Origin of the sequence: Thiobacillus denitrificans, from assembly GCF_001530125.1 — a bacterium.
Classification (GTDB): Bacteria; Pseudomonadota; Gammaproteobacteria; order Burkholderiales; family Thiobacillaceae; genus Thiobacillus; species Thiobacillus denitrificans_C.
The window spans coordinates 1-1294 of the sequence record NZ_LDUG01000079.1 but is presented as its reverse complement, the minus strand read 5'-3'; the positions used below and the strand labels follow the sequence as shown (position 1 = coordinate 1294).

Here is a 1294-nt window from a genome sequence, read left to right as displayed (position 1 = left end):
TCCTACAAACGGAGTGACTCCGACATCGCGGCGGCGGTGCAGCGCGCCATCGACTGGAACGTCGTCATACCGGACAACTGCATACAGCCGATGGTGGAAAACGGCTGGATCACCCTGAACGGCGAGCTCGAGTGGCACTACCAGCGCAAGGCCGCCGAGCGCGCGGTGCGCGATCTGTTCGGTGTCGTTGGTGTCACCAATCTCATCAAGGTCAAACCCAAGGTAGCGTCCAGTGATATCGAAAAAAACATCAACGATGCGCTGGTGCGGCAAGCCGAACGGGAAGCCAGGAAGTTGCAGATCGAGGTCGAGGGCTCCCGCGTCACGTTGAGCGGAAAGGTTCACTCGTGGGCTGAACTCAGGGCGGTCCAGGGCGCAGCTTGGGCCGCGCCTGGCGTCTCGATGGTGGAGAACAAACTCACGGTTGAAGCTTGAGCGCGGCACTCCTGCCGGACGGAAATCCGGCAGCGGCAGGAGTAGCCAGTCGCCGCCCCACCGGGAAAAGCAGCATCATCACTGCAGTGCTCGGGGCCGAAGCGCCGGAACCAGGTCAGGGCCGCGTCGTTATTTCGGAGGGAATGGCACGCGACTCGAACTGCGTCTGGCAGACAATACAGCGCGCCGCCGAAGGCGTTGCGGCCAGGCGCTGGAGATCGATGGGCTGGGCGCAATCGATGCAGGTGCCATAAGTTCCGTCGTTCAGCCGAACCAGCGCCGCACGCACATCGGCAAGCTCCTTGCGATCGCGCTGCACCTCGGCATCTTGCAGCGTCGTACGCTCACGCTTGCTCGCCTGGTCTTCCAGATCGTTGACGTCCGTGGCGGCGATACCGGTCGCGGCTGCCGCGTCGATGGCGGCTTCCCGCGCTGCGCCTATTTCGGCAAGCAGTTCGGTCTCCCTTGCAAGCAACCAGGCTCGCAACGGCGTGAAGGGATTTTCAGTAGAGGTGTTCATTCTGCAAGGATGTTCTTTCCCCCAAGGAAACAGCTTGATCTGCGTCAATAGCCTTGCGTTAGCGGCTGCGGAACTCGACTGCAGGCCGGCGCAGGCAGGTCGATGCGCTCAAACCCGCAAAAGCCAGCGCGCGTGCAATGCAGCTACATCCACAGCGTCGTCGGTGACGACCTGCAGCGCGATGGCGCGTTCCCCATCGTCCAGGGGCTCGTGGTCCGTCACCTGGTGTTCCAGTACCTTCACATCGGCCTCAGAGGCGTCGTTGCCACCAAGATTGCGAGCGGCCAAGCGTTGGCGCAGCTGCGCTTCGCTGGCCTGGCAATGCAGGATCGAAAAGGG

3 protein-coding genes are annotated in these 1294 nt (G+C 62.5%); 1 reads left to right on the top strand and 2 read right to left on the bottom strand.

All coding sequences use genetic code 11. The features are described 5' to 3' along the window. Positions 1-435 (top strand): BON domain-containing protein (locus tag ABW22_RS16490; RefSeq protein ID WP_059759461.1); only part of this gene is annotated, 435 nt, incomplete at its 5' end. Between the two features lie 115 nt (positions 436-550). Here the strand turns inward: ABW22_RS16490 and ABW22_RS16485 are convergent. After that, positions 551-1003 carry a TraR/DksA family transcriptional regulator gene (locus ABW22_RS16485; protein WP_157648711.1) on the bottom strand — a complete coding sequence of 151 codons (453 nt, stop codon included), beginning with the start codon at positions 1001-1003 and terminating at the stop codon, positions 551-553. A gap of 60 nt (positions 1004-1063) precedes the next feature. Then, positions 1064-1294 (bottom strand): ATP-binding protein (locus ABW22_RS16480; protein ID WP_237763397.1); only part of this gene is annotated, 231 nt, incomplete at its 5' end.